This is a genomic window from Rhodoferax mekongensis (assembly GCF_032191775.1).
GTDB classification, from domain to species: Bacteria; Pseudomonadota; Gammaproteobacteria; order Burkholderiales; family Burkholderiaceae_C; genus Allorhodoferax; species Allorhodoferax mekongensis.
The window spans coordinates 1,835,283-1,861,130 of the sequence record NZ_CP132507.1; the positions used below are offsets into that span (position 1 = coordinate 1,835,283).

Here is a 25,848-nt window from a genome sequence, read left to right on the forward strand (position 1 = left end):
GCGCGCCTTGATTTACGGTATTGGCACTGACATCTGCGATGTGCGCCGCATACGCGCCAGCGTGGAGCGCCATGGCGAGCGCTTCGCGGCCAAGGTGCTGTCAGACGCAGAGCTAAAAACCTGGAAGGCCCGTAGCGCCCGCTGGCCCGAACGTGGCTTGCGTTACCTGGCCACCCGCTTCAGTGCCAAAGAGTCATTCAGCAAGGCCATCGGGCTGGGCATGCGCATGCCCATGAGCTGGAAGCTCTGCGAGATTACCAACGAGCGCAGTGGCAAGCCGGTCATCGTGTTGCATGGTGAGCTGAAGACCTGGTTTGAAGCCCAAGGGCTGCAGGCCCACATCACTGTGACGGACGAAACTGACTACGCCGCCAGCTTCTGCGTGGTGGAAACCCGCTGAGAACTTGAATAAAAATAGCCGCTGGCGCTCATAGAATATGCGCAGGCAGCTCCTGAATTGATAGCAATAAACACCATGACATTCCACGCCCCTCTGATCATCGATATCGCCGGCACCAGCCTCACCGCCGTGGACCGCAAGCGCCTGAAACACCCGCTGGTGGGGGGCATGATTTTGTTTGCCCGCAACTGGCAAAACCGCGCGCAACTCACGGCGCTGTGCCGCGACATCAAAAAAGTGCGCGCGGATTTGCTGATCTGCGTGGACCATGAAGGCGGTCGGGTGCAGCGCTTCAAGACCGACGGCTTCACGCACCTGCCGCCCATGCGCGCCTTGGGGGAGATGTGGATGCGTGACATCGTGCCCACCACCTCCGCCAAGAAGGCGGGCGCCTTGGACGCTATCAACGCGGCCACCGCCACCGGCTATGTACTCGGTGCCGAGTTGCGCGCCTGTGGTGTGGACATGAGCTTTACGCCGGTGCTGGACCTCGACTACGGCGAAAGCAGCGTCATCGGCGACCGTGCTTTTGCGCGCGACCCGCGTGTGGTGAGCATGCTGGCCAAGAGCCTGATGCACGGTTTGCAAAAGAGTGGCATGGCCAACTGCGGGAAGCACTTCCCCGGCCATGGCTTTGTGAAAGCCGACTCCCACATCGACATCCCGGTAGACAAGCGCAGCCTCAAAGCCATTTTGGCGGACGACGCTGCCCCTTACCGTTGGCTCAACACCGTGACCAGCAGCGTGATGCCCGCTCACGTGATTTACCCGAAGGTTGACAGCCGCCCCGCGGGCTTCTCGAGCGTGTGGCTGAATGACATCTTGCGTGGCCAGTTGGGCTTTACCGGCGCTATCTTCAGTGACGACCTGTCCATGGCCGGCGCCCGCTTGATCGACGGCAAAACCGTGAGCTACACCGAGGCAGCAATGGTCGCCCTGAACGCAGGCTGTGACCTGGTGCTCTTGTGCAACCAGTCCATGGCCCATGCCGAGGGCGGTGGCAAAGCGGTGGACGAATTGATCGACGGCCTGACCGAAGCCCAGCTCAAGGGCCAGTGGCAGGCACTGGAGGCGAGCGAAGCCCGCCGCCGCGCATTGCTGCCCACCAGCCCTGCCATGGCGTGGGACGACCTCATGGTGCACCCCGACTACATGCAGGCACTGGACTGGATCGCCTGAGACCCTGCGCAGCGCCGGCCATGGACTTTGCCGCGCTGATTTATCGCCGCCAAGTATTTCTGGACGGGCAATGGTGGCTGCCTTTCAGTGCCCAATTCGCACACTTCAACACTGTTCACGCTCTGGCGAACCTGGCAGGTGCCATCCTTTTGTGGAGCCTGTTTCGTCCATGGATACGCTGGCAAGAGCAAGCCCTTGCGATGGCTGGCGGAATGCTGGGTGTCGCTTTGGTCGTGGTTTGGGATGCGCACTGTGACTACTACGCCGGCGCTTCCGGTGCCTTGCACGGATGGGCGGCTGGTGGGGCCGTCCTCATGGCGATACGGAACTTCCGCAAATCGCGAACGGCCATGTGGATCGGGCTTACATTGTTGGTGGCTGTAGTCCTCAAGCTTCTGGTAGAGCTTGACCCACCAACAACCCAGGCTTTATGGGGCTTCCCGGTCTACTCTCCTGCGCACATGGCGGGTGCCTTCGGTGGGCTTGTGGGGGCAGCCTTAATAGGAATGCTTGCGTACCATGGCCGCCATAAACATAGCCAAGAGGGATAGCCCTGCCAGAAACAACAAACTCAGGCCGTCCACGCTGCCGCCACCCCCACCACCGCCGCCTGACGAAGCATCCGCTGCCGACGCCAAACTGATCGTGACATAGGCGTCAGCCGTCTTCGCATCAGGGCTGAGCGTGGTAGCCCTGAAGCGGAACACGAGGAGGTTGTCAATGGAGTTGGCGGGGGTGAGGATGGTTGCCACATTCCCCGCTGCGTTGGATATGGTGACGGTCGGGCCGGAAATCTGCGTCCACTGCACAGTGGCCAAGCTGTTGCCGCGGGTTCCTGCGCCGGCTACGCCCGTCAGCGTGACGGAGCTGCCACGGGCCACGTTCTGCGTCTGGCTCGCAGAGGCGTATGCGTAAGGTGTGTCGTTATCCACGGTCTGGGCAACCGCTGCATCTGCGTCCAATAGGCCCGCTCCGCACATGTAGTTGTTGCTGCAATAGGTACTGACCGGAAAACTGCGAACGCTGTTGGTGATTCTGGAAGTGACCTCGTCAGGCGTGATCGCAGGTTTGATCTGATAGAGCATGGCGGCCACGCTGCTCACCATGGGAGCACTGAAACTGGTTCCGTTTTCCGAAGCAAAAGTGTCGCTCCCGGGGGTCTGGGCTCCGTCGTTGCTGGTGCTGTATATCTCCACACCCGGCGCACTGAGGGTCGTGCCCGCTCCAACGTTGGCAAATACGGGGCTGGTGCCATCTTTCCGGTGCGCTGTGACGGCGATCACATGTCTGCAATTCGCTGGCTGGGTAATTGTTGAGGTGCTCCTGTCGTTACCCGTGGAGGCGACCACTGTCACATTTTTTGTATTGCGTACTTCATCAATCGCGGTTTGATACTGGGTGTTGCAAGTGCCTGCTCCGCCCAGGCTCAGGTTGATCACTTTGGCAGGAAAGGGGTTGGTGAGTCCGTTCACCGAGATGCCCGCCGCCCATCGGATGGCATCGACCACGTCCGAGACGTAGCCTCCGCATACCCCGAGTACCCGGGCAGGAAGTACTTTGGCCTTGTAGGCCGCTCCAGCCATGGCAAAAAGATCGGTTGTGCCGGGTGTGCCCGGATTGTTGTCGGTGACAGCAGCAACGATGCCTGCCACACGCGTTCCATGCCAGCTGGACTTCGACTGGAGATCACAGGCACTGGCTTGGGTATTCCAGTCGCCGGGGTCCTGCGCGTCGGTGTCTCTGCCATTACCGTCGTTGGCCGTAAAAGCTGATCCGTCAGCGTCCAAACGGATAAAGTCGTAGCCGCCGACCAGATTGTCCGCCAAGTCGGCATGCGGCCTGTACCCCGAATCCAGCACTGCCACCACAACGTTCTCCCCGCTGACAGGTGCGGAGGCCGGAGTCATCCTATTCCAGGCAGCAGCGAAATTAGCTGCACCTAAATCGGTGGTCGGTGCCTTCAGTTGCCACTGGGTGTTGTTGACGTAGGCTGTGTCGTTGGGACTGAATGCGTGGGCAACCATGCGTTCATCGATTGAGACACTTTCAATTGCCGGGTCCCGGGACAGTGCCTGAATCACGGTCTGCATGGAAGACCTGTCTAGTGTGTTGTCTGTGAGGTAAACGTGGCTGTTACCTGAGACCGCACGCAGATAGGAGAGCCCCTTGACCTTGCCAGAGCTGGCCTCTGACGCAGCAGAGGCCATCCGGTCTTTCATTCGCTGCTCCACCGTTGCCTGACGCGAACTCCGCGGCGCGGAGTTGTCCTTGAAGGTCACCAAAATGCGTTGGAGCTGCTCCTTGGCTTTCGGCACAGAGGGCTGAAAACTTTCGCCTGACCGCGTGCGGGATCGCAGATCAAAGTACCCCGAAGTTTCCGAAAAGGCAAATCCCACAGTTCCCAGGAGAACAGGAACGAGAAAGGCACAAAGAATGGTGCGTGGAGACCTCATGCGGCGGCAGTTTAGCCCGTCATCAGGGTTTTCAATTTTCCTTCCACGCATAGGCGACCATGAATCCTGCTATGTCTCCGAGCGAGCCCGTCCGCATTCCGGACAAGCGAACTTCGAGTTCGCTTGTCCATTCTTGGAGTGGCAAGCCCATGCATTTAAGTTTTGCTTCATGCAGGGCCCACTCTTCGGCAAATGCAGTGGCGCGCTCCAGGCCTGCCAAGCCTTCAATTCTTCGTGAGATCGCAGGTGGCAGAAATTCTTTGGCCACCCTGACGCATTCCTCAAGCCATTCCGCTTCGTGATTAATGAACGTAACGTCAATGCCGATGGGTCTGCGCACATCGAGAGCTATGAACGCCCAGTCTTGTTCGTAGCTGAACGACACATGCACTCGCTGGCGGCCAATCTTAACGAGAGGAGCCTTGCCGGAAACCGTTTCGACGGACACAGCCTTGGCATCGCATCCGAAATGGTGTTGCACAGCTTCCCGCAATGTTGCTCTGGCCAGCTTGCGCGCCTCTGCGCGCGGGAGGCCGGGTCGCAGCGCTAAAGAGATGAGTGCGAAGTCCTTTTCGCGCAAGTCCTGCGCAGCTTCTTCTGTGAACCGTAGATGGATTCGTACCTGATTCACGACGGCATCGCTGATCTCAGGCTGCCGTAGGCGCAGCCGGGCAACCACTCCACTTGCTGGCGGCGGGAATGCTTTCCCCCTTCATCACCAGTGTAAGCGGGCCGAGCCACGCGCCGGAGCCGACTTCTGCGCTGTAGAGCACCGCGCTACGGGGTGCGAGGTACACGCGATCTGCGATCCGCACGTCGTCGATCTTCATCACCCGATCCTCAAACAAGTGGGTTTGCGGGCAGGTGAGGGCGTTGAGTTCGCTGTAGTCGCCGATGTACACACAGTCAAATTCGGTGATGTCGGTGGTGTCCATGTACACGCCTTTGCCGATGTGGCAGCCGAGCACGTTGAATGCAACCGGCAACCACGGTGTGCCGCGCAGGTAGCGCATGAAATTCGGTACGGCAATGCCTTCAAACAAATTGGTCACACCTTCAGACAGCCAGACGAAGGATGTCCACATGGGGGTGCTGCGCTTGCGGTAGCGGCCCATCAGCAGCCACTTGAGTGCGACCACGAAAAGGTAGGTTCCCAGTCCGTACAGCAGGCCGGAAATAGTGAGGTAACCGATCACGGTCCACCATAGCCCTTCGCCTGCATATGGCATCACTTTGAGGACGATGGTGTAGCCCACGGAAATCACAATCGCATGCGGCGCCACGATGCGAAAGCCCTCAATCAGCCCCCGCACCAAACGGCGGCCCGGTGAGGGCTTGAAAGTGAGCGATTCGGGAAATCCAGCCGTCTCTTCCCGTGCCGGCAAATGCAAGGGCGGGGAACCCAGCCAGGTGTCCCCATTCTTCATGCGCGCATTGGTCGGGGCAGTGGAATGCACACCGATCAGCACGTTCTCCGGCAACACCGTTCCATCCGGGATGTAGGAGCCATTGCCCACAAAACTGCGTTTGGAAATGACGGTGGGCTGCATGCTCATCCAGCCGCCGTCGATGTGCTCATCGCCCAACATCACTGCGTCGGCGATAAAGGTCTCGTCCCCCAACGTCAGCATGTCAGGCACCAGTCCCAGAGCCGAAGAAATCTCGGCATCGCGGCCGACCTTGGCCCCCAGCAGGCGGTACCACCACGGCGCGTACAGCGTGGCATAGACCCCGTGCACCACGTGCAGGCTGGATTCCTGAATCTGGTTCACCAGCCACTTGGCGCAGTACAGCGCGCTGTGCACCGGCCAGCTGCCGGGGCGCAGCCTGGGCAACACGGTCCAGCGAATGCCTGCCGATAGCAATGCCGTGCACACGAGCAGCACGGCGGCTGCAGGAAAAGCCAATAGAAAATACTTCAGAAGTTGCCAGCCGATCTCGTTCGAGGCCAGCCACGGAAACAGCTCGTTTTCGTCAATCCAGTCGATCAGCACAAAGCTGGGGAACACGGGCAGGAAAAACAGGGTCGCAATCAGCAAGGCACCGAACACGAAGTACATACCTTCCAGCCACTGGGTGGTACGCGTCAGCACCGGGCGAGGTTTTTGTGCTTCACGTTCAAAGCGGCCGGTATCCCGTGCCGGTGAGCCTGCCCACACGCGTTCGGCAGGAATGGTCTGTCCATCGCGAAGTGCGGACTGGCCTTCCAAGTGCGCCCAGGTTTGCAAGCGGGTGTTGCCCTCGAGCACCGCATAGGAATTCACCGCGCTGTTAGCTTCCAGTGTGATGGTGCCGATACGCAGCAAACCATGCTCCACCCGCGCGTTCTCGAAATTCACTGCATTGCCGATGCTGCAGCCATCTCCAATGGTCAGCAGATCCGGCACGCGCAGCGTGATGGAGCCGATCACCACGTCGTGCCCCACCTTGGCCCCCAGGGCGCGCAGCCACCAGCCATACATGGACGAGCCGCTCAGCAGATACACCGGCGCTGCCTCCAGCAGACGGTCCGCCAGCCACCAGCGGTAGTAGGTGAACCCCCACAGCGGGTAGCTGCCCGGCTTCATGCGCCCCATGAGTAACCACTTACCGGCAATCGCTACCGCGAACTCCAGCACAGTAGCTAGCAGATACGCCAGTACGGAGGCGGCGATCGCCACAGGAATGGAATCCTCCGGCTCACCCGTGAAGAAGTGGTAGGTGAAGAAAGGCGCCAGCCACTGGCCCATACGCATGGCAACCAGCCAGGGAATGGCCGCCGCTTGTGCGAGGCCACAGCGCCAGCGCTGCCAGGTGCCGGGTGGTACCCAAGTGGTGTCGACTTGGACGGCATCAGCCCGTGGCGCGTCCATGGCATGAGCAATCGCGCCCACCGTGCGGTGTTGGTAGATGTCCCGCGCCGTCACATGGGCGTAGCCCGGCTGTTGCCGCAGGCGCGAGGCCAGGCGGGCGGCGAACAGCGAATGCCCGCCCAGGTCGGTAAAGAAGTCCGCAGTGCGCCGGATAGCCTGCCCGGCGAACAGATGGCCGAGCGCAGCAAACAGCACCTGTTCCGCAGGTGTTTGCGGCGTGTCGGACCCGGTGTCGACCGTGGCCGGCTGGCTCAGTGTTCGCGCCTTGAGCTGCTTGCGATCGATCTTGCCCGAGGCCAGCCGTGGCATGGCCGGCAGCACCTCGTAGTGGCCGGGCACCATGTAGACGGGCAAGCGTTCTGTCAGCGCGTGGCGCAATTCGAGTGCGTGTGCCGCATCCCCCACCAGAAAGGCGATCAGCTGCTCCACACCGTCTTCCACGCGGAGAATGACGGCGGCGGCGGCCACACCGGGCTGGTCACACAGCGCGGACTCAATCTCGCCCAGCTCTACCCGAAAGCCGCGGATCTTGACCTGGTCGTCCGTACGGCCCAGGCACTGCACCTGTCCCTCCGGGGTGATGCAGGCCAGGTCCCCGGTTCGGTACAGCCGTTGGTCGTGGGTGCCGGTGGACCAGGGGTTGGGCAGGAACTTTTCCGCCGTCAAATCAGGGCGGCCAAGATAACCGGCGGCCACACCCGGGCCGGTGATGCACAACTCCCCGGTCGTGCCATGGGGCACCAGTTGCAGGTTCTCGATGCTATTCACGTCCAGCACCATGAGGCCATAGTTCGGCAGGGGTTGGCCGATGGTCACCGGCTCACCTGCCCGCAATTCGGCCAGGCTGGCAGACACGGTCGCCTCTGTAGGCCCATAGGTGTTGAACACCTGGCGTCCGGGGAGTGCCCAGCGGTCCACCAAAGCCGGTGGACACATTTCGCCACCGAGGTTGATGATGCGCAGTCCGGGGATGTCGCGGTTGAACAGGCCCAGCAGGGTGGGTACCGCGTGCAGCACGGTAATGCCTTCGCGCTCCAGCACGCTGGGCAGGCTCTCGATGTCGCTGGCGACTTCCTTGGAGGCGACCCACAGGGTGGCCCCCACGAGGTAGCTGATCCAGATTTCCTCAAATGACATGTCAAACGCCACCGAGAAGCCTTGATACACGCGGTCCGAAGCGTTCACCCCCAATCGCACGTTCTCACTGCGCAAAAAGTGGCAAATGCTGCCTTGCGTGATGCTGATGCCCTTGGGCTTGCCGGTGGAGCCGGAGGTGTAAATCACATAGGCCGGGTGATCGGGGCTGTAGTGCGTTCGGCGGCGGGGCGGGATGTCGGCGCAGAGGGTTTCCGGGGTCCACAGGGGGATGCCTTTTGTCTCCATGTGTGAGGCGAAAGGCGCCGCGCGGTCAGTGCTGCTGATCAAACCTTTGGCTGCGGCATCTTCCAGGCAGGTCCACACCCGCTCAGCGGGGGTGTCGGCATCCATGGGCAGCCAGGCAGCACCGGTTTTGGCAATGGCCAGTTGCAGTACCAAAAGCGGGATGCCGCGCGGCAGCCACAAGCCCACCATGTCGCCGCCGCCAATGCCGTTGGCGAGCAAGTGGCTCGCTGCGCGGTCAGCCTGCGTATTCAGTTCTTCATAGGTGAGGCTGGTCACTCCATCGGTCAGGGCGATGGAATGAGGTGCGCGCAATGCACTGGCTTCAAACAGGTCGGCCAAAATTTCCGGGCTCAACAGCTCCGGCATGTCTGGACCGCGCAGGACGAGACCGCCCTCTGGACCGGGCAAAACCGAATCAAAAGACATCAGGGGGAGCGGTGCAGGCGGGGGGCGGAGAGTGCCACGATCTGGTCGCGGGTTGCTTCGTCAATGAGGCGGTGCTTGAGCAGGCTGCCATCGGCGGTCATCAGGGCGCGCAGTTGCTGGAGGTCTTTCACCGTGGGCGCGACCTTGATTTGTGCAAGCGCAGCTTGGCTGTTGTTGCCTTTGATGAGAGCGGCCACTTTGGTGGCCCAGACGCTTTGACGGGACATGGTGCGGATGATTCGCCGGAAATGGTTTAGCACTATTTTCGCACATTGCGCCCGACGCTAGTGCGCGGCTAGCTATAAAAATGATAGTGGTTGTATTCGGCTGGACGACGGCGTGTGGCGGGGCCTTCGCTGTGTCAGGGTGTGTCCGGTACCATGGAGGGCTACGTTCCGAAAGAATCCAACCATCATGAAGTTTCCCTCCCTCTTGATGCCCGGCCTGCTCTGCGCACTGGTTTTGCTCACACAGTCCGTGCAAGCGCAGGAAGCCCGCAGTGGCACCTTCAAGGCTGTGCAAGGCGCCGTTACCGTGGGGCAAGGAGATGCCAAGCGCCCAGTCGCTTCAGGTGGCGGGGTGGTGGAGGCGGATCGTGTGCAAACCGATGCCACAGGTTCTGCGGTGTTGATGTTGCGTGATGGCACCACAATTGCTATCGGCCCCAACACCACGGTAGACCTCACCCGCTTTCAGTTTGACGGCACCACCCAACAAGGCAACCTGGCCATCCGGGTGTTGCAAGGCACCATTCGCATGGTGACCGGGCTCTTGGGCAAGGTCCAGCCTGACAACGTCAAGGTCAGCACCCCGGCATCGACGGTCAGTGTGCGCGGCACCGATTTCATCGTGGAGGTGCTATGAACATGCGCCTCGCCTTGTTGGTGCTGGTTGCCGGCTTGCAGGCCTGCGCGCCTATCAGTCGCGTGACCTTGCTGCCCCAAGACGACGGGCGTGCCACTGCGGTCCAGGTGCAAAGTGCTGCTGGCGTGGTGGACCTGACGCAGCCTTACCAGACGGCAGCGCTGCAACGTGACGGCCGATTGGAAGCCCAGCAGTCCAATGCGGAAGAAGTGTCCAAGCGCCATGGCGCTGTGCTGGCTTTGCCTTTGCTGCCACCGGTTCGCTTCACCTTGCAGTTTGAGCCCGGTACGTCGACATTGACCCCTGATTCGCAAAACCAGTTGCAAGGCATCTTGGAGCAGGCCACGGCCCGAGCCGGTGGCGAAATTCAGGTGATCGGGCATACCGACCGGACCGGCAGCCCGCAAGCCAACGACACCTTGTCTCTGCAGCGTGCACAGGCTGTCCGCAATCTGTTGATTCAGCGTGGATTCGAGCCCGCATTGGTGGAAGCCATTGGCCGTGGCGAGCGAGAGCCGGTGGTGCCCACGGAAGCCAATGTGAACGAGCCCCGAAACCGCCGCGCGGAAATCATCATCCGCTAAGTCCTGGTTTACTTTTGATGGCGAAAAAATCTCTCTCTGATCTGGGTGGGCTGGTGTATTCCACCGAGGTGGGTCGCACCTGTCCGGTGTGCCGCCAGGCGATTGCCGATTGTGTGTGCCACGTACCAAAACGACCTGCCGGCGACGGCATTGTGCGTGTGTCCCGCGAAACCAAAGGGCGCGCAGGCAAAGGTGTGACGCTGGTGAAAGGTGTGCCCTTGGACGACGACGCGCTGATTGCGCTGGGCAAAAAACTCAAGGCCACTTGCGGCTCGGGCGGCACCGTCAAAGAGGGGGTGATCGAGGTGCAGGGTGACCATGTGGACAAAATCATGTCGGCATTGGTCGCGCAAGGCTTTACCGTCAAGCGTGCGGGCGGCTGATGCAGGCAGAAGACTTGCAAAAACTGGTGGAGCGCACCATGCCCTTCGGCAAATACCAGGGGCGTCTGATCGCAGATTTGCCCGGCGACTACCTGAACTGGTTTGCCCGATCAGGCTTTCCCAAAGGCGAAATCGGCCGCCTGTTGCAGCTGATGCATGAAATCGACCATAACGGCTTGAGTGATTTGCTCACACCTCTGCGTCCGCGCTAGCTGTTAAAGGCCCAACAGTGCCGCGCGCAGCTCCGGTTTGCGCGCCTTGGGGTCCAGCCAGATTTTGAAAAACGCTTCACTGAAGGCTGCATCGGGTGTTTCGCCCAATAGTCGGCCGTTCAGAAAGAATCGGGCCCCGGCGCCGGGCACATGGACGCCCAGCAGGCGGTCGCCGGATTTCACATCCACAAACATCCCTGTCATGAAGGCGGACCATGCCTGCACTTGTTCGGGCGTGGCTGCGCTGATGCGCGAGATTTCAATCAGCGAGGTGTTGTTGATATCGCTGGCTTTGACCGAGGTGTTGTAAACAATTTCCAGCGCAAAAGCCCGGTTGAAGCTGAAACTCCCCCCGCTGGCTGCAGGTAACCACAGCGTGGCGTCGTATGCCTTGAACCCGAAAAATTTGAGTGGTCCACTTCCTTTGGGCAGCCAATCAGCACCATAGGCGTTCAATACGGAGGGCGCGCGGTTGGCGGACGCGTCTTGCGCCCATGTTGGCGGCACAAGGGTACCCAGAAGCGTCAGCATCACCACCTTGCGGCGGCGCAAGACGACGATGTCAGGATCGGTAGGGCCGGTGGTGAGGGGTAGGGCTTGCATGGGCGTATTTTTGGCCCAATTTCCAGAAAATGCAACTATCTAGGATAAAAAATTACTGATTAGTAATTTTGAAAGCGGATCCCTCACATCGCACTTGGTGAGTCATCCTTCCAGGTTCCCTGGGGCAGACCCTGCAAGCGGTAGGGGCCGATGGCGGCACGAATCAATCGCAGGGTCGGGTAGCCGACGGCCGCCGTCATCCGCCTCACTTGGCGGTTGCGCCCCTCGCGGATCACCAACTCAATCCAGCTGGTCGGGATGGTTTGCCGGACCCGGACCGGCGGGTCGCGTTCCCACAAGCCTTCTGGCGGCGGGATGCGTTGGGCGCGTGCTGGCAGGGTGATGCCGTCGTTGAGCATCACGCCCTGGCGCAGAGCGGTGAGGGCTGCATCGTCGGGTTCGCCTTCTACCTGCACCCAGTACGTCTTTTCCATCTTGAAGCGCGGGTCGCTGATGCGCGCTTGCAGCTTGCCGTCGTTGGTGAGTAACAGCAGGCCTTCGCTGTCGGCGTCCAGTCTGCCTGCCACGTAGACGCCGGGAAGGTCGATGAAATCTTGGAGCCCGCGCCAGCGCCCCTCAGGAGTGAACTGGCTGAGCACGCCATAGGGTTTGTTGAAGCAAATCAGGCGCGACTCAGATGCCGGTGTCGGTGGCGACGGGGCGGCACGCACCGAAAGGCGAGGGCGGCGCGGGGTGTTCTGCATGGTTTAGTCAGCTGCCGCCCACAGGCGTTCGCCAGTTGCTTCCAGATGCGTGAGGTAGATGCGCACCTCGAACTCCAGTTGGTGGTACGCCGGCTCCATGTGGGTGCAGAGTTGGTAGAAGGCCTTGTCGTGCTCACGCTCGCGCAGGTGGGCCAACTCGTGCACCACAATCATTTTGAGAAAGGGCTCCGGCGTGTCCTTGAACAGGCTGGCCACCCGGATTTCGCGTTTACTTTTGAGCTTGCTGCCCTGTACGCGCGACACCGTGGTGTGCGTGCCCAGCGCGTTTTTGACGACATGCAGCTTGCTGTCGAACGCTACTTTGCTCAGGGGCTCGGTGCTGCGCAGATAGTCTGACTTGATGTCCTGCACATAGTCGTACAGCACTTTGTCGGTCCGCACCCCGTGCGCTTGCGGGTGGCGGCGGGTGAGCCAGTCACCCACCCGGCCCTCGGCCAGCATGTGCTGCACCTGGGCCAAGGTGTCCGCAGGGTAGCCATTCAGGTAGCGCAGCGCAGGCGCTGCTACCAATTTCATAGCTGCTCGCGCAGATTCTGCGAGCGCCAGAGGCCGATTTTGCTTCAAATTTGAATCACACTTCGCGGCGCAGCGCGGGGAATAGGATCACATCGCGGATGCTGGCGCTGTCGGTCAGCAACATCATCAGGCGGTCGATGCCGATACCGCAGCCGCCGGTGGGGGGCATGCCGTATTCCAGTGCGCGCACAAAGTCGTGGTCGAAGTGCATGGCCTCGTCGTCGCCGCTGTCTTTGGCGGCCACTTGGGCTTGGAAGCGGGCGGCCTGGTCTTCGGCGTCGTTCAGCTCGCTGAAGCCGTTGCCGAACTCGCGGCCCGTGATGTAGAGCTCAAAGCGCTCGGTCACTTCAGGGCGGTCATCGTTGGCGCGCGCCAGCGGCGAGATTTCGGTGGGGTGCTCCATGATGAAGGTGGGGTTCCACAGCTTCTCCTCCACGGTTTCTTCAAAGTACAGCACCTGCAGGCTGGCCAGGCTGCGGCCTTCCAAACGGTTCTTAGCTTCAGTCAGGCCCAGCTTTTTGACGGCATTGGTCAGCCAGGTAGCGTCAAACACGTTGTCGCCAGCGTCGGTGTACTTCTGGATGGCTTCCACGATGGTCAGGCGTTCAAACGGCTGCTCCAAGTCCACAGGCTTGCCGGCATAGCTGAGTCGCAAGCCGCCAGTGGCCTTCCGGGCTGCGTCGCGGATCAGCTTCTCGGTGTAGTCCATCAGGTCTTGGTAGTTCCAGTAGGCCGCGTAGAACTCCATCATGGTGAACTCGGGGTTGTGGCGCACCGAGATACCTTCGTTGCGGTAGCTGCGGTTGATTTCGAACACGCGGTCAAAGCCACCGACGATCAGGCGCTTGAGGTACAGCTCGGGCGCAATGCGCAAGAACATTTCCTGGTCCAGCGCGTTGTGGTGGGTCCTGAACGGCTTGGCGTTGGCACCACCGGGAATGGGGTGCAGCATGGGCGTTTCGACTTCCATAAAGTCGTGGTTGACCATGAACTCGCGCAATGCGCTGACCGCTTTACTGCGCGCTACGAAGCGCTTGCGGGTTTCCACATCGGTCATCAGGTCCACATAGCGCTGGCGGTACTTCACTTCCTGATCCGCCATGCCGTGGAACTTGTCGGGCATGGGGCGCAGGCTCTTGGTGAGCAGGCGGATGCGGGTCGCATGGATGGACAGCTCACCGGTCTTGGTTTTGAACAGCGTGCCTTCTGCGGCCACGATATCGCCCAAATCCCAGTGCTTGAAGGCGGCGTATAGGTCCACACCCACGTCTTCACCGCGCACATATAGCTGGATGCGGCCACCACTGGGGCCGAAGGAAGAGTCCTGCAGGGTACAGAAGCTGGCTTTGCCCATGACCCGCTTGAGCATCATGCGGCCGGCGACCTTGGCAGTGGCACCCAAGGCGGCCAGTTCTTCGGTGGTCTTGTCGTTGTAGGCACCGAACAGTTCTTCAGCTTTGTGCGCGGGTTGGAAGTCGTTCGGGAAGGCCACACCTTGACCAGCGGCCTGCTGTTCACGCAGTACCTTGAGCTTTTCGCGGCGCTCGTGGATCAACTGGTTTTCGTCTTGCGGTGCGGGAGCAACTTGGTTTTGGTCAGACATGGAGTGACTTTTGGGTTCGGGTGGGAATTCGGCACCCCTCACGGGGCTTTGGCCGTAACCCTCCATTGTAAGAGGGCGGCCTGCCGCTATGATGCGCTCGCACTTCACTTGGATGGCCCATGCTCTACAAAATCGTTGCCCTGTTGTTGGAAGTCGTATCCGGTTTGTTAACCACAACCGCCCTGTTGCGCCTGTATATGCAGCACCAGCGCATTCCCCTTTCGGCCCGCTCGGGTAACCCTTTGGGACGATTTATTTTTGCCTTGACGGACTGGATCGTGTTGCCCTTGCGCCGGGTGATCCCCGCCCTGGGCCGGTGGGACATGGCCAGCCTGACGGCTGCATTTTTGATTCAGCTGGCCCACTTCGCTGTTCTGTGGTCCTTGAATGGCTTTGGCGTCACGCCCATGTCTATCGTCGTGCTGGCCCTGTTGGGGATGGTGCGTTTGAGCCTGTCCGGCCTGACAGCCATGGTGCTGGTCTATGCGGTGTTGAGTTGGGTGCAGACCCAGTCCTTTTTGTCCGAGCTCCTGGATCGTTTGGTGACGCCTTTGCTGGCGCCCATCCGAAAGGTGTTGCCCTTGGTGGGCGGAGTGGATTTGTCGCCGCTGGTGCTGCTGGTGGTGCTGCAGATATTCACCATCGTGCTGGGCGATGTGCAGTATGGGCTGCTCTCTGCAGTGGCCGGATAAACAAAGAGGCCCGATGGGCCTCTTTGTTTGGGGTGTGCCGGTAGGGCTTACATCACCGAGTCCGCAGGCTGGCGTTGCAACATCGCCAAAGTCTCGGCAATCGTCTTGCGAAGTTCGCGGCGGTCGGAGATGAAGTCGATCGCACCCTTGGTTTGCAGGAATTCGGAGCGCTGAAAGCCTTCAGGCAGAGTCACCCGCACGGTGGACTCGATCACGCGGGGGCCGGCAAAACCGATCAGGGCCTTGGGTTCGGCAATCACGATGTCACCCAAGAAGGCAAAACCCGCGCTTACGCCGCCCATAGTGGGGTCGGTGAGCACGCTGATGTAGGGAAGGCCCTTTTTGGCCAAGCGGGTTAGCGCCGCATTGGTCTTGGCCATTTGCATCAGGCTCAACAAGCCTTCCTGCATGCGGGCGCCACCCGTGGCGGTGAAGCACACAAAAGGTACTTTTTGCTCAATGGCAGTCTCCACGCCGCGCACAAAGCGTTCGCCGACCACGGAGCCCATGGAGCCGCCCATGAATTCAAATTCAAAGCACGCTGCCACCAGGCTCACCCCGTGCACCGCACCGCCCATGACGATCAGGGCATCTGTCTCGCCGGTGTTTTCCAGTGCCTCTTTCAGACGCTCTGGGTATTTGCGGCTGTCTTTGAACTTGAGTGCATCGACGGGAATGACTTCTTGGCCGATTTCAAACCGGCCTTCGTTGTCCAGAAAAGCATTCAGGCGCGCACGCGCACCAATGCGGTGGTGGTGGCCACAGCCGGGGCACACGTTCTGGTTCTGCTCCAGATCGGTTTTGTAGAGCACGGCTTCGCAGCTGGGGCACTTGATCCACAGGCCTTCGGGCACGCTGCGGCGCTCCGTAGGGTCGGTGTGTTGAATCTTGGGGGGTAGCAGTTTTTCCAACCAACTCATGGGATTTCTCCAGTGCAGTGCCCACAGGGGCGTCCAACAGACAGGGGGCGATTATCCGCTAACGGGACACCCTACTTAAATTTTGCAGAAATTGCCGAAAAGTTCCCTGGTGATACCAGATAAGACCACACATCCAGTACAACGACAATGATGCTGGTGCGTTGGCGGACCTCATCAATTCGAGAGCGATGGGATTCTTCCATGACCAATACAACCAATAGCAGCCATCTACAGTAAACCAAGTCGCGACTAGCATCAGCGGCCAGCGTCTCCATTGGCGTTGCACCATGACATGCATAGACCATGAAGCCGTCAAGTAGGCCAATATTGCCATGATTAGACTGATAGGAATGTCCCAATCAGGCGCTTGGTAGTAGTACGAACCGGCGATCAATAGACCTACTCCAATTGCCAAGGTTGTGAGTTTCCAAGGGCGCAAGTATTCACTATTCGAGTGCATAGTGGTCGATCATTCTGCAATGATGACGGGAGGAATGCCGAAGTCCATGCCTGCAACGAGAAAGGCAGAGGTTAGGCTATCACTTGGCAACGCAGAAAGGTCAGTGGGGGCCACGATCCGACCCTTGGATGTCGCTGGATTCCACGCAATGTCCCGCAAGTTCAAAACGTCCTGACTATGTGATGTGGAGGCTTGCTTGAATGATGCGAAGCCCTCAAAAAGTCGAATATCTCTCGATTGGTTAGAGTCGTGGATGGTTCGGAGCAGGTACGTGGCAGCGACGAGGACACTGCACCCCAAGCCAACATACCAATAGCGGGTTTCACGTCCCCGCTTTTCAATGGAACGGCCAGTTGGATTGCCCAGAGCATTGAATGCGATGGACAGCGGCGCCTCAATGACCAGGTTGAGAGGAGTTTGGTCGAAGGAAATAATCTTCTGTAGATGCAATTTCAGTTGTGAGAAGGTGATCTCCGCTGGATCACCTTCCCCTACGAGCAAGCCGCAACTTGGCTTACTGCTGGCGAAACCAATATCGATGAAGATCCACTCACCTGAATGCTGGGTGGCTTCGGACACTGCGCCGGCACGTATCGTCATTCAGATTCAGTCCAGCGCTAACCGAATTTCTCGTAGAAAGTTTTGTGCAGTGTTGGCCACCTGCTCACGCGGCTGGTCTTCCAGCAGTTGGATGATTTTGCTGCCGATGACCACCGCGTCCGCCACCTTGGAGATGGTTTTGGCCGTCGCCGCATCGCGGATGCCGAAGCCCACGCCCACCGGGGTGCTGATGTGCTGGCGGATGCGGGGCAGCATGGCTTCCACCGCATTGGTGTCCAAGGCGCCGGAGCCGGTCACGCCCTTGAGCGACACGTAGTACACATAGCCACTGGCCACGCGGGCCACTTGCTGCATACGCTCGTCGGTGCTGGTAGGCGCCAAGAGGAAAATCAGGTCCATGTGGTGGGCCCGCAAGTCGGCAGCAAAGGCCTCGCATTCTTCGGGCGGGTAGTCCACGATCAGCACGCCGTCCACGCCCGCTTCAGACGCGTCTTTCACAAAGGCGCTGGCGACACCTTCTCGGGCGAACTTCTGGTCATAGCGCTCCACCGGGTTGGCATAGCCCATGAGCACCACGGGAGTGGTGCTGTTGGCTTTGCGGAACTCGCGCACCATGGCGATGACCTGCACCATACCGATGCCAAAAGCCAAAGCCTTGTTGCCCGCCTTCTGAATGACGGGGCCGTCGGCGCTGGGGTCTGAGAAGGGCACGCCCAGCTCGATCACATCCGCACCGCCCGCCACCATGGCGTGCATCAGCTCGGGCGTAACGTCGGCATAGGGGTAGCCGGCGGTGACGAAGGGAATGAGCGCCTTGCGGCCTTGGGCTTTCAAGCTCGTAAAGGTGGCGGCGATACGGCTCATGCTGCACCTCCTGCTTTGAACATCTGCACGGGCTGTTCACCGCCTTTGACCGCCTGCCCCCGGCAGCTGGGGCGGCAGTAGAAGTCGGCATTGCTCAGGTCAGCGACGGTGCCGATGTCTTTGTCGCCACGGCCAGACAGGTTCACCAGGATGCTCTGGTCAGGGCGCATGGTTTTGGCCAGCTTCATGGCGTAGGCGACGGCATGGCTGGATTCCAGTGCGGGGATGATGCCTTCGGTGCGGCACAGGTAGTGGAAGGCGTCCAGCGCTTCCTTGTCGGTGATGCCCACGTATTCCGCGCGGCCGATGTCGGCCAGGAACGCATGCTCAGGGCCCACGCCAGGGTAATCCAGACCCGCGCTCACACTGTGGGTCTCGGTGACTTGGCCGTTGTCGTCTTGCAGCACATAAGTGCGGTTGCCGTGTAGTACGCCGGGGCTGCCCTTCTGGATGGACGCGGAGTGCTTGCCGCTCTCCAGGCCTTCGCCCGCCGCTTCCACGCCGATCAGGCGGGTTTGGTCGTGTTGGATGTAGGGGTGGAAGATGCCCATGGCGTTGGACCCACCGCCTACGCAGGCAATCACCGCGTCGGGTTGCTCGGTCTTGCAACCGGCAGCGGCCAGCATTTCGGGCATTTGCACCAAACATTCATTGCCGATCACGCTCTGGAAGTCGCGGACCATCATGGGATAGGGATGCGGACCGGCCACGGTGCCGATGATGTAGAAGGTGTTGTCCACATTGGCGACCCAGTCGCGCATGGCTTCGTTGAGCGCGTCTTTCAGGGTCTTGCTGCCGCTTTCCACGGGCACCACGGTGGCTCCCAGCAGCTTCATGCGGTAGACGTTGGGGCTTTGGCGTTTCACGTCTTCGCTGCCCATGTAGACCACGCATTCCAGACCATAGCGGGCGCAGATGGTGGCGGTGGCCACGCCGTGCTGGCCGGCGCCGGTTTCGGCAATCACGCGGGGCTTGCCCATGCGCTTGGCGAGCATGGCCTGGCCGATGGTGTTGTTGACCTTGTGGGCACCGGTGTGGTTCAGGTCTTCGCGCTTCAGGAAAATTTGTGCACCGCCCATTTCACGGCTCATGCGGGCCGCGTGGTACACGGGGGAAGGGCGGCCGACGAAGTGCGCGAGCTCTGACTTGAATTCCGCCAGGAACTCGGGGTCGTGCTGGTACTTGGCGTACGCGTCTTTGAGCTCGTTGATGGCGTGGGTCAATGTCTCCGAGACGAAGCTGCCGCCGTATCTGCCGAAGTGGCCTTTGGCGTCGGGTTGTTGGTAATCGAACATGGTGTTTACATTCCTGCAAGATGCCGGTCCGCCGCGCGCACGGCGGCAACGAACTGGCGGATTTTTTCGGGGTCTTTGATGCCCTTCAGGGGCTTGCCGTGAGCGTCTTCGGCTTCGACGCCGGAGCTCACGTCTACAGCCAGCGACTTACAGCGCGGCCGTACCGACGTGATGCCATCGCCCACGTTTGCACTGGTGAGTCCACCACTCAAGACGAGGTGAGCGTTGACGCTTGGAGGAAGAAGTGACCAATTGAATGTTTTGCCACCGCCACCGTAGCCGTCCACATGGGCGTCTAACAGAATGGCTTGGGCGTTCGAATAATCGTGCACAAATTGTACGAGGTCGAAGGCCTGTGCGTCTTCTCCCAAGGGAATACGCGCGGCGCGAAGATAAGGGCGGGCAGCATCACCAGTAGCCAACTGGCAATCCTCGGCGGATTCATCTCCGTGAAATTGCACGGTAGCGCCCGCCACCATTGCGCAAGCAGCTCCTATTTCTGTAGCGCTCGCGTTCACAAACAACAAAACAGGCGTCACGAAAGGCGGTAGCCGTTTGGCTAGGTCGGCGGCGCGCGCGGCAGTGACGGCTCGGGGGCTCTTGGCGTAAAGAACAAAACCGATGGCATCTGCGCCGGCCGCGACGGCTGCGTCAACATCCTGCTCGCGGGTCAGACCGCAGATTTTGATTCGGGTACGGGTGTAGGTGTCGGTGTGCGTGGTGCTTGCGTTCATGGCAACGCATCATACGCAGGCGTGCGCTCCGGCATGCCCCATTGGGGGTCATAGCGGGGGCCCAGAAAGTACAAACCATCCGGCGAGAAGGTCGGTGCCGCCACCTTGCGGCTGCGGGCGGCCAGCACTTCCGCCATCCACTCCGGTGGTTTTTTACCTTGGCCGATTTGCACCAGGCAGCCCATGATGTTGCGGATCATGTGGTGCAGAAACGCGTTGGCCTCAAACTCGATCCGCCAGTAGGCACCGCGCTTGTGGAAGTCAATGCGCATCACATGTTTGACCGGACTTAGTGCTTGGCATTGGGCGGCTCGAAAGGAAGTGAAGTCGTGCTCGCCGATCAGGTAGTCGGCCGCCTTACGCATGGATCTTTCGTCCAGATTATTGAAAGTCCAGCCAACCCGACCTGATTCAACGCTGGGACGTATGGGGGACTCCAACAACACGTAGGCATACCGCCGCGAAAGGGCTGAGGCCCTGCAATGAAATTCCGAAGTGGTTTTTACCGCCCACTGAACCGAAATATCTTTGGGCAGGTTGGCGTTGGTGCCTCGGATCCAGGAGTAGGTGTCGCGGTCTATATCCGTGTCGAAGTGCACCACCTGCATCAGTCCGTGCACTCCTGCATCAGTGCGGCCGGCGCACAAAGTGGAAACGCGCTGGGCAGTGAATTTGCCCAGCGCGGCTTCCAGTTTGTCTTGAATCGTCTGACCGGAGGATTGGCTTTGCCAACCCTGGTATCCCTGGCCGTTGTACGTGACGCCTAAAACTACGCGCACAGGCCCTCAGTCATCATCGTTCGCCGCATAAATCGCTTAGCTCAGTTGCGCCAGAGCTTTTTGTGCTTTGGCCCGCATGTCACCCGTGGCTTCCGACATCACTTCTTCGATCAGGGCACGTGCACCATCTTCGTCTCCAATGGAGATGAATTCTTCGGCGAGTGCCAGCTTGGTTCCCAGGGGGTCTTCACTGAGGCTGTCAGGCGCAGAGGCTGGGGATTCGGCAGGGCTGTCGAGCTCCATGGACAAAGAGCTGAGGTCGAATTCCATCAGGCCTGTATCGGCGAGTTGGTTGGCAGTTGCAGCGGGCGCAGGTTCCACAGGGGCAGGGCCTGTGGCTTCAAAGCGCAGTGGATTGGCATTCCCGTCGTTCAGCGGGACTTCGAGGTCATCCAGAGACAGGGAAATCTCCGGCATCTGATTGACAGGCTCAAAGCTCGGTGTGGGTGAGCTGGGTTCGTCTGCATTCAAATCGAAATCCATGTCCAAAGCATTGTTGGCAACAGGAGCCTCCATCTTGACGGTTTCTTCGGTGCCTGAGGTCACGGTCCCACCTGTGACGTCACTGATGGCACTGGCCGCAGGTTCATCGTCCAGGGAGAAATCAAGGTCCAGATCGAGGTCAACGCCATTGCCGAGATCCGGTTCCAGTTCAGGGTGCGCTGATTGCGCCACGGTGCTTCCACCAAAACCGGAAACTGGTCCAGCTGCCATGGCCGCACCACCCATTGAGGCAGGAGCGCCGCCTGGCTGGTAGAGCGGATTAGTGGGATCAATGCTCTGGCCCATCTCGCAGATGCGGGTCCACTCGGGACTGGTAGCCCCGGTCAGCTTGTAGGCTTGGGTTGCCGTGCTTTCAAAGCTGCGGGTATCCCTGCGTTTTGCAAAAATTTCAAGCAGCTTGGTATGGATAGCCAAACGTCCGGGATTGGATCGGACAGCTTCCTTGAGGATTTCTTCGGCCTGCAAGTCTCGACCGTAGGCAAGGTAAACATCAGCTTCTGCAACAGGGTCTACGTCATCGGCGGCATCTAGTTGGCTTGCCGAGTACACCATGGAGGACGCGCTGACGGGACCGTTCTGGTTGGTGTCTACGCGCTGGCCACCACTCGCTCCGAAGAAGGAGTCGGGTTGCAAGCGGCTTTCCAAAAAGGCACTGTCCACTTGTGACGCATTCTTCTTGCGCTGACGTACGCGGTAGGCGGCAAAACCACCCAGTAGCGCAAGCAACCCGACAGCGCCCGCGGGAACCAAGGGGTCTTCGAGCAAGGTGTCCAGCAACGAAGGTTCTTCAACCGCAGGCGCTGGCACAGCTGCTTTGGCCGGAGCGGGTGCTTTTGCAACGGGTGCCGCAGAGGCTGCTACTTGAGGGGCAGAGGCGGCGGCAACTGGCGCAGGTGCCGATGCCGGGGTAGCGGCGGCTGCAGGTACAGACTTGGCAGGTTCAGAAGCTGCGGGTACCGCTGCAACGGGTACAGTGACCGCAGCAGGGGGTTGGGATGCTGCAGGCTTGGCCGGCAAAGCATTGGCGGCGGCCTTCAGTGATTCCAGTTCTTTCTTGTTCTTTGCCAACTCGGCTTCGCGCGCGGCGGCATCTTTGGCTTCGCGTTCTTTGGCGATTTTGGCTTCGTCTGCTTTGGAAGAAACTGCACCCTTTGACAGGGTCAGCTTGTCCGGTGTGGGAGAGACGGCTTTCTTTTCATCCACCTTGGCTTCAATCGAGCCACTGGCTTTGCGATCCGCCGCGCCCACCGTTGCTTGTGGCGCATTACCTGCCAGATTCCGACGGAAATCGTTGAAATCCTTGCTCTGGGCAACAACGATTTTGGAGGCTTCAGCGGGCGACACGCTCGCCGCGCTTTCTGCGGACGGCACTGTCATAACCGCGCCGGCGCGGACCCGGTTCAAGTTGTCGTTCACGAACGCATCCGGGTTGGAGCGCAGCAAGGCGACCAGCATCTGGTCGAGCGACACACCTGCGGGCTTGTTGGCGCTGGCAATCTTGCTTGCCGTATCACCCGGTTTGACCGTGATTTGCTTCTCACCGCCAGAGGCGGGCTTGGGTGCAGGTGCTTCGGCAGACGGCGCTGCAGGGCGCACGGGGGCGGCCTGGCGCCCAGATTCAGACGGTGCTACTTTCGGTGCCGGAGATGCTACGGGGGTAACAGGAGCGGGTGCACTGGTTGCCGCAGGCGTTTGGGCTAGTGTTGGTACAGGAGCTGACTTTTTGAGGCTGGGAGGGTCCAGGAGGATCGTGTAATCCCGCACGATCCGACCCGACGCCCAAGTGGCTTCCAGAATCAGGTCTACGAAGGGGTCATTGACGGTACGGTCACTGCTCAATCGGAGATAGGAGCGACCGTCTGGTCGGCGCTGCAGGCTGGCCTGCAAGGTGGTGAGTGCGGCGTTGTACTCCAATCCGGCCGCGGTAAATGCGTCCGGTTGAGCGACGGCCGCTTTGAGGGATGCGGCTTCCTCTGCAGTGATGTCTGGAACATCAACTTCTGCCCGCAGCGGTTCGCCCAACGCCGACTGGACGGTCAATCGGCCCAGCGAAAGCGCATTGGCCCCGGTTCCGGACAAGCCGAGTAGCGCAATGGCTGCAGCCGCGATGGCGGTCCTTTGCCAACGATGTGTCTTTGCGATCAATTTTTAGGCCTCCGGTGCTCAGGCGAGCGGCAATGTACTTGTCGGTTTTCAGGCAAACAGGCCCGATACTTGAAACGTAAAAAGTACCATAACATCAATGTCTTACGGAGACAAGCTAAGAAAGCGCTTAACTTTCAAAGCTTGTCCGATTGCCTATTGTCGCCCTCGCGCTTGTTGCCTAGGGGCAACGACGTGTAACTCTCTGTTACGCGTCGAGCAGGATGCGCAGCATGCGGCGCAAAGGCTCGGCTGCCCCCCACAGCAGCTGATCACCGATGGTGAATGCACCCACATACTCGGGTCCCATGGCCAATTTGCGGATACGGCCCACGGGGATGGTCATGGTGCCGGTCACGGCCACGGGGGTCAGGTCCTGGATGGTGGCTTCGCGGGTGTTGGGCACCACTTTGACCCACTGGTTGTCTGCAGCGATCATGGCTTCGATGTCGGCCACGGGCACGTCTTTTTTCAGCTTGAAGGTCAGGGCCTGGCTGTGGCAGCGCATGGCACCCACGCGCACACAGAAACCATCTACGGGGATGGCGGAACTACCGAAGCCCTCGCCCATGCCCAGAATCTTGTTGGTTTCTGCCATGCCTTTCCACTCTTCCTTGGATTGGCCATTGCCAAGGTCTTTGTCGATCCAGGGGATCAGCGAACCACCCAGTGGCACGCCGAAGTTGGCAGTCTCTGCGCCGGTCAGTGCGCGCTGCTTGGCGATGACTTTGCGGTCGATTTCCAGAATCGCACTCTTGGGGTCGTCGAGCAGGGCTTTGACTTCGGCGTTCAACGTGCCGTACTGGGTCAGCAGTTCGCGCATGTGTTGTGCGCCGCCGCCGGATGCTGCCTGGTAAGTCTGGGTGCTCATCCACTCGACCAAGCCGGCCTTGTAGAGTGCGCCCACGCCCATCAGCATGCAGCTCACGGTGCAGTTGCCGCCCACCCAGTTCTTGCCGCCCTTGGCCAGCGCGTCCTTGATGACGGGCATGTTGACCGGGTCCAGGATGATGACAGCATCTTTCTCCATGCGCAGTGTGGAAGCTGCGTCGATCCAGTGACCGTTCCAGCCCGCTGCGCGCAGCTTGGGGAATACTTCAGTGGTGTAGTCGCCGCCTTGGGCAGTGATGATGATGTCGCAGCGCTTGAGGGCGTCGATGTTGTAGGCGTCTTGCAGCGTGGTTTCGTTCTTGGCCTCAGCCGGAGCCTTGCCGCCTGCATTGCTGGTGGAGAAGAAAAGCGGTTCGATCAGATCGAAGTCTTTTTCCTGCGCCATGCGATCCATCAATACCGAGCCGACCATGCCGCGCCAGCCGACCAAACCTACCAACTTGCTCATATCAACGCCCTTTCAATGTAAACAAACGATGCCCGACCTGGGCTGTTTGCTCCGGCTCGTCTGGCCGGGGGCGCACGACGATACCGGAGCTGGATCAGCCCTTAATGGTCGTGGTTTTGGAAATGATTGCGCGCGCGGCCTTGGCTGCCTTGGAGGCAGTCAACAAGCTTAAAGAGAAGGGGCGTGCGGCAAACATGGGATTATTGTAGCGCAAAACAAGAATTTTTTGCTCCGCGCGGACTGAATTGATTTTGCTTGGCGAAGGCCTGTTGCGCAACAGACCCTCGCATCGCGGTGTTTAGGCCAGTGCCTTGAGGACTGCGTCGCCCATCTCTTTGGTGCTGACCTTGGTAGTGCCTTCGCTGTAAATGTCGGCTGTGCGGAAACCTTGCTCAAGCACCTTCTTCACGGCGGCTTCAATGCGCTGTGCGGCAGCTTCTTGGTTCAGGCTGAAGCGCAGCATCATCGCGGCGCTCAGGATAGTGGCCAGCGGGTTGGCGATGCCTTTGCCTGCGATGTCCGGTGCGCTGCCATGGCTGGGTTCATACAGGCCCTGGTTGCTGCTATTCAGGCTGGCAGAAGGCAGCATGCCGATGGAGCCGGTCAGCATAGAGGCTTCGTCGGACAGGATGTCGCCGAACATGTTACCGGTGACCAGCACGTCAAACTTCTTGGGCGCCTTCACCAGCTGCATGGCGGCGTTGTCCACCAGCATGTGGTCCAGCTCCACGTCGGGGTATTGCTGGCCCACTTCCACCATCACGTCTTTCCAGAGCTGCGAGGTTTCCAGCACGTTGTTCTTGTCGACGCTGGTGACGCGCTTGTTGCGCTTTTGGGCGGCTTGGAACGCGACGTGCGCAATGCGCTCGATTTCGGGGCGGCTGTAGCGCATGGTGTCGAACGCTTCTTCCGCTCCGGGGAAGTGGCCATCAGTCGCAATGCGGCGGCCGCGGGGCTGTCCGAAGTAGATGTCACCCGTCAGTTCGCGGATGATGAGGATGTCCAGGCCCGCAATCAGCTCGGGCTTGAGGCTGGAGGCGCCCACCAGCTGCTCGTAGCAAATGGCCGGGCGGAAGTTGGCAAAAAGACCCAAATTTTTGCGCAAACCCAGGATGGCCTGCTCGGGGCGGAACTGGCGCTCCAGCTTGTCGTACTTCCAGTCGCCCACGGCGCCGAACAACACAGCGTCGGCTTCTTTGGCCAGTTTGAGGGTGGCTTCAGGCAGGGGGTGGCCATGGGCCTCATAGGCGCAACCGCCCACGAGTGCGGTATCCATTTCCAGCTTCAGGTCCAGTGCGTTCAAAACCTTCACGGCTTCCGCCACGATTTCGGTGCCGATGCCGTCACCCGGCAAGACTGCAATTTTCATGATGTC

The 25,848-nt window shown here is 60.1% G+C and carries 25 protein-coding genes; 8 read left to right on the forward strand and 17 right to left on the reverse strand.

What is annotated here, in order from left to right; all coding sequences use genetic code 11:
• Positions 1–7: 7 nt before the first annotated feature.
• The 3 genes from acpS (at position 8) to rrtA (ending at position 2,130) form a co-directional block, all read left to right on the forward strand.
• The gene (gene acpS, locus RAN89_RS08910; protein WP_313869226.1) at positions 8–400 is read left to right on the forward strand and encodes a holo-ACP synthase; all 393 of its coding nucleotides are present in this window, start codon (positions 8–10) and stop codon (positions 398–400) included.
• A 75-nt stretch (positions 401–475) separates the two neighbouring features.
• Entirely contained in the window at positions 476–1,579 is a 1,104-nt protein-coding gene (gene nagZ, locus RAN89_RS08915; RefSeq protein WP_313869227.1) for a beta-N-acetylhexosaminidase, read from the forward strand.
• Between the two features lie 20 nt (positions 1,580–1,599).
• Positions 1,600–2,130: a rhombosortase gene (gene rrtA / locus RAN89_RS08920; protein ID WP_313869228.1), complete on the forward strand. Its 531-nt coding sequence runs from the start codon at positions 1,600–1,602 to the stop codon at positions 2,128–2,130.
• On the opposite strand, the gene RAN89_RS08925 is transcribed toward rrtA, so the two are convergent.
• The 4 genes from RAN89_RS08925 to RAN89_RS08940 all read right to left on the reverse strand — a co-directional run bounded on the left by RAN89_RS08925 (position 2,077) and on the right by RAN89_RS08940 (position 8,920).
• Positions 2,077–3,798 (reverse strand): S8 family peptidase, encoded by a 1,722-nt coding sequence (locus RAN89_RS08925; protein WP_313869229.1) that lies wholly within the window; start codon positions 3,796–3,798, stop codon positions 2,077–2,079. The two genes, rrtA and RAN89_RS08925, sit on opposite strands and share 54 nt — an antisense overlap.
• A 265-nt stretch (positions 3,799–4,063) precedes the next feature.
• Entirely contained in the window at positions 4,064–4,663 is a 600-nt protein-coding gene (locus RAN89_RS08930) for a 4'-phosphopantetheinyl transferase family protein (RefSeq protein ID WP_313869230.1), read from the reverse strand.
• A gap of 16 nt (positions 4,664–4,679) precedes the next feature.
• Positions 4,680–8,693 (reverse strand): Pls/PosA family non-ribosomal peptide synthetase, encoded by a 4,014-nt coding sequence (locus tag RAN89_RS08935; RefSeq protein WP_313869231.1) that lies wholly within the window; start codon positions 8,691–8,693, stop codon positions 4,680–4,682.
• Positions 8,693–8,920, reverse strand: a complete 228-nt coding sequence (locus RAN89_RS08940) for a hypothetical protein (protein WP_087496875.1) — start codon at positions 8,918–8,920, stop codon at positions 8,693–8,695. The genes RAN89_RS08935 and RAN89_RS08940 overlap by 1 nt, the downstream gene beginning before the upstream one ends.
• Positions 8,921–9,107: 187 nt before the next feature.
• On the opposite strand from RAN89_RS08940, the gene RAN89_RS08945 reads away from it, so the two are divergent.
• From RAN89_RS08945 to RAN89_RS08960, 4 genes are read left to right on the forward strand one after another with little or no spacing between them, the layout of a single operon-like run.
• A complete protein-coding gene (locus RAN89_RS08945) occupies positions 9,108–9,557 on the forward strand; it encodes a FecR family protein (protein WP_313869232.1) in 450 nt (149 codons plus the stop codon).
• Positions 9,554–10,141, forward strand: coding sequence for an OmpA family protein (locus RAN89_RS08950; RefSeq protein ID WP_313869233.1), 588 nt, complete (start codon positions 9,554–9,556; stop codon positions 10,139–10,141). The genes RAN89_RS08945 and RAN89_RS08950 overlap by 4 nt, the downstream gene beginning before the upstream one ends.
• A 17-nt stretch (positions 10,142–10,158) precedes the next feature.
• Entirely contained in the window at positions 10,159–10,524 is a 366-nt protein-coding gene (locus tag RAN89_RS08955; protein WP_313869234.1) for a translation initiation factor Sui1, read from the forward strand.
• Positions 10,524–10,736 carry a DUF3820 family protein gene (locus RAN89_RS08960; protein ID WP_313869235.1) on the forward strand — a complete coding sequence of 71 codons (213 nt, stop codon included), beginning with the start codon at positions 10,524–10,526 and terminating at the stop codon, positions 10,734–10,736. Before RAN89_RS08955 ends, RAN89_RS08960 begins: the two co-directional genes overlap by 1 nt.
• A 3-nt stretch (positions 10,737–10,739) precedes the next feature.
• Here the strand turns inward: RAN89_RS08960 and RAN89_RS08965 are convergent, their stop codons facing one another.
• The 4 genes from RAN89_RS08965 to lysS all read right to left on the reverse strand — a co-directional run bounded on the left by RAN89_RS08965 (position 10,740) and on the right by lysS (position 14,183).
• Positions 10,740–11,339 carry a chalcone isomerase family protein gene (locus RAN89_RS08965; RefSeq protein WP_313869236.1) on the reverse strand — a complete coding sequence of 200 codons (600 nt, stop codon included), beginning with the start codon at positions 11,337–11,339 and terminating at the stop codon, positions 10,740–10,742.
• An 83-nt stretch (positions 11,340–11,422) separates the two neighbouring features.
• Positions 11,423–12,043 (reverse strand): pseudouridine synthase, encoded by a 621-nt coding sequence (locus RAN89_RS08970; RefSeq protein ID WP_313869237.1) that lies wholly within the window; start codon positions 12,041–12,043, stop codon positions 11,423–11,425.
• Positions 12,044–12,046: 3 nt separating this feature from the next.
• Complete coding sequence (locus tag RAN89_RS08975; protein WP_313869238.1) at positions 12,047–12,580, reverse strand: YgjP-like metallopeptidase domain-containing protein; 534 nt, start codon at positions 12,578–12,580, stop codon at positions 12,047–12,049.
• A 55-nt stretch (positions 12,581–12,635) separates the two neighbouring features.
• Complete coding sequence (lysS, locus tag RAN89_RS08980; protein WP_313869239.1) at positions 12,636–14,183, reverse strand: lysine--tRNA ligase; 1,548 nt, start codon at positions 14,181–14,183, stop codon at positions 12,636–12,638.
• A 119-nt stretch (positions 14,184–14,302) separates the two neighbouring features.
• On the opposite strand from lysS, the gene RAN89_RS08985 reads away from it, so the two are divergent.
• Positions 14,303–14,875, forward strand: a complete 573-nt coding sequence (locus RAN89_RS08985; protein ID WP_313869240.1) for a YggT family protein — start codon at positions 14,303–14,305, stop codon at positions 14,873–14,875.
• Positions 14,876–14,922: 47 nt separating this feature from the next.
• Here the strand turns inward: RAN89_RS08985 and accD are convergent, their stop codons facing one another.
• The 9 genes from accD to leuB all read right to left on the reverse strand — a co-directional run bounded on the left by accD (position 14,923) and on the right by leuB (position 25,842).
• Entirely contained in the window at positions 14,923–15,795 is an 873-nt protein-coding gene (gene accD / locus RAN89_RS08990; RefSeq protein WP_313869241.1) for an acetyl-CoA carboxylase, carboxyltransferase subunit beta, read from the reverse strand.
• Positions 15,796–16,264: 469 nt separating this feature from the next.
• Complete coding sequence (locus RAN89_RS08995) at positions 16,265–16,855, reverse strand: hypothetical protein (protein ID WP_313869242.1); 591 nt, start codon at positions 16,853–16,855, stop codon at positions 16,265–16,267.
• Positions 16,856–16,861: 6 nt separating this feature from the next.
• Positions 16,862–17,680, reverse strand: coding sequence for a tryptophan synthase subunit alpha (gene trpA, locus RAN89_RS09000; protein ID WP_313869243.1), 819 nt, complete (start codon positions 17,678–17,680; stop codon positions 16,862–16,864).
• Entirely contained in the window at positions 17,677–18,975 is a 1,299-nt protein-coding gene (trpB, locus tag RAN89_RS09005; protein ID WP_313869244.1) for a tryptophan synthase subunit beta, read from the reverse strand. The genes trpA and trpB overlap by 4 nt, the downstream gene beginning before the upstream one ends.
• Before the next feature lie 5 nt (positions 18,976–18,980).
• On the reverse strand, positions 18,981–19,709 hold the full coding sequence (locus RAN89_RS09010; protein WP_313869245.1) for a phosphoribosylanthranilate isomerase: 729 nt from the start codon (positions 19,707–19,709) through the stop codon (positions 18,981–18,983).
• Positions 19,706–20,488, reverse strand: a complete 783-nt coding sequence (gene truA, locus RAN89_RS09015) for a tRNA pseudouridine(38-40) synthase TruA (protein ID WP_313869246.1) — start codon at positions 20,486–20,488, stop codon at positions 19,706–19,708. The genes RAN89_RS09010 and truA overlap by 4 nt, the downstream gene beginning before the upstream one ends.
• Before the next feature lie 36 nt (positions 20,489–20,524).
• On the reverse strand, positions 20,525–23,137 hold the full coding sequence (locus RAN89_RS09020) for a motility hub landmark protein FimV (RefSeq protein WP_313869247.1): 2,613 nt from the start codon (positions 23,135–23,137) through the stop codon (positions 20,525–20,527).
• A 205-nt stretch (positions 23,138–23,342) separates the two neighbouring features.
• Positions 23,343–24,473, reverse strand: a complete 1,131-nt coding sequence (gene asd, locus RAN89_RS09025) for an aspartate-semialdehyde dehydrogenase (protein ID WP_313869248.1) — start codon at positions 24,471–24,473, stop codon at positions 23,343–23,345.
• 298 nt (positions 24,474–24,771) lie between these two features.
• On the reverse strand, positions 24,772–25,842 hold the full coding sequence (gene leuB, locus RAN89_RS09030; protein ID WP_313869249.1) for a 3-isopropylmalate dehydrogenase: 1,071 nt from the start codon (positions 25,840–25,842) through the stop codon (positions 24,772–24,774).
• Positions 25,843–25,848: the final 6 nt, after the last annotated feature.

Coding starts and splice junctions, on each gene's coding strand:
- nagZ (WP_313869227.1), top strand. CDS start 476: ATGACATTCCACGCCCCTCTGATCATCGATATCGCCGGCACCAGCCTC.
- rrtA (WP_313869228.1), top strand. CDS start 1,600: ATGGACTTTGCCGCGCTGATTTATCGCCGCCAAGTATTTCTGGACGGG.
- RAN89_RS08925 (WP_313869229.1), bottom strand. CDS start 3,798: ATGAAAGACCGGATGGCCTCTGCTGCGTCAGAGGCCAGCTCTGGCAAG.
- RAN89_RS08935 (WP_313869231.1), bottom strand. CDS start 8,693: ATGTCTTTTGATTCGGTTTTGCCCGGTCCAGAGGGCGGTCTCGTCCTG.
- RAN89_RS08940 (WP_087496875.1), bottom strand. CDS start 8,920: ATGTCCCGTCAAAGCGTCTGGGCCACCAAAGTGGCCGCTCTCATCAAA.
- RAN89_RS08945 (WP_313869232.1), top strand. CDS start 9,108: ATGAAGTTTCCCTCCCTCTTGATGCCCGGCCTGCTCTGCGCACTGGTT.
- RAN89_RS08950 (WP_313869233.1), top strand. CDS start 9,554: ATGAACATGCGCCTCGCCTTGTTGGTGCTGGTTGCCGGCTTGCAGGCC.
- RAN89_RS08955 (WP_313869234.1), top strand. CDS start 10,159: ATGGCGAAAAAATCTCTCTCTGATCTGGGTGGGCTGGTGTATTCCACC.
- RAN89_RS08960 (WP_313869235.1), top strand. CDS start 10,524: ATGCAGGCAGAAGACTTGCAAAAACTGGTGGAGCGCACCATGCCCTTC.
- RAN89_RS08965 (WP_313869236.1), bottom strand. CDS start 11,339: ATGCAAGCCCTACCCCTCACCACCGGCCCTACCGATCCTGACATCGTC.
- RAN89_RS08970 (WP_313869237.1), bottom strand. CDS start 12,043: ATGCAGAACACCCCGCGCCGCCCTCGCCTTTCGGTGCGTGCCGCCCCG.
- RAN89_RS08975 (WP_313869238.1), bottom strand. CDS start 12,580: ATGAAATTGGTAGCAGCGCCTGCGCTGCGCTACCTGAATGGCTACCCT.
- lysS (WP_313869239.1), bottom strand. CDS start 14,183: ATGTCTGACCAAAACCAAGTTGCTCCCGCACCGCAAGACGAAAACCAG.
- RAN89_RS08985 (WP_313869240.1), top strand. CDS start 14,303: ATGCTCTACAAAATCGTTGCCCTGTTGTTGGAAGTCGTATCCGGTTTG.
- accD (WP_313869241.1), bottom strand. CDS start 15,795: ATGAGTTGGTTGGAAAAACTGCTACCCCCCAAGATTCAACACACCGAC.
- RAN89_RS08995 (WP_313869242.1), bottom strand. CDS start 16,855: ATGACGATACGTGCCGGCGCAGTGTCCGAAGCCACCCAGCATTCAGGT.
- trpA (WP_313869243.1), bottom strand. CDS start 17,680: ATGAGCCGTATCGCCGCCACCTTTACGAGCTTGAAAGCCCAAGGCCGC.
- trpB (WP_313869244.1), bottom strand. CDS start 18,975: ATGTTCGATTACCAACAACCCGACGCCAAAGGCCACTTCGGCAGATAC.
- RAN89_RS09010 (WP_313869245.1), bottom strand. CDS start 19,709: ATGAACGCAAGCACCACGCACACCGACACCTACACCCGTACCCGAATC.
- asd (WP_313869248.1), bottom strand. CDS start 24,473: ATGAGCAAGTTGGTAGGTTTGGTCGGCTGGCGCGGCATGGTCGGCTCG.
- leuB (WP_313869249.1), bottom strand. CDS start 25,842: ATGAAAATTGCAGTCTTGCCGGGTGACGGCATCGGCACCGAAATCGTG.